We start from the raw sequence: 680 nt of genomic DNA, 5'->3' as shown, positions 1-680 counted from the left end.
GAAACCCCGACTCGCCACTATGCGCACGTTGACTGCCCAGGCCACGCCGACTATGTGAAAAACATGATCACCGGTGCTGCGCAGATGGACGGCGCGATCCTGGTTGTTGCTGCGACTGATGGCCCAATGCCACAGACCCGTGAGCACATCCTGCTGGGTCGTCAGGTTGGCGTTCCTTACATCATCGTGTTCCTGAACAAGTGCGACATGGTTGATGATGAAGAGCTGCTGGAACTGGTTGAGATGGAAGTACGTGACCTGCTGTCAGCTTATGACTTCCCAGGCGACGACACTCCAATCGTACGTGGTTCTGCTCTGAAAGCGCTGGAAGGCGAAGCTGAGTGGGAAGCTAAGATCATTGAGCTGGCTGAGCATCTGGATACTTACATCCCAGAGCCAGTACGTGCAATCGACCTGCCGTTCCTGCTGCCAATCGAAGACGTATTCTCAATCTCAGGCCGTGGTACCGTTGTTACCGGTCGTGTTGAGCGCGGTATCGTTAAAGTGGGCGACGAAGTTGAAATCGTTGGTATCAAGGATACTGTTAAGTCTACCTGTACCGGCGTTGAAATGTTCCGCAAACTGCTGGACCAGGGTCAGGCTGGCGAGAACTGCGGCGTTCTGCTGCGTGGTATCAAGCGTGAAGACATCCAGCGTGGCCAGGTTCTGGCTAAGCCGGC

At 55.0% G+C, this 680-nt stretch carries 1 protein-coding gene; it reads left to right on the top strand.

The features are described from left to right. Window positions 1–680, top strand: a 680-nt coding sequence (locus HX773_RS24995) for a GTP-binding protein (protein WP_255433329.1), incomplete at both ends; no start/stop codon positions are given.

This window comes from Pantoea sp. B9002, assembly GCF_013385945.1.
Lineage (GTDB): Bacteria > Pseudomonadota > Gammaproteobacteria > Enterobacterales > Enterobacteriaceae > Pantoea.
This window is presented reverse-complemented; position numbering and strand designations above follow the sequence as displayed.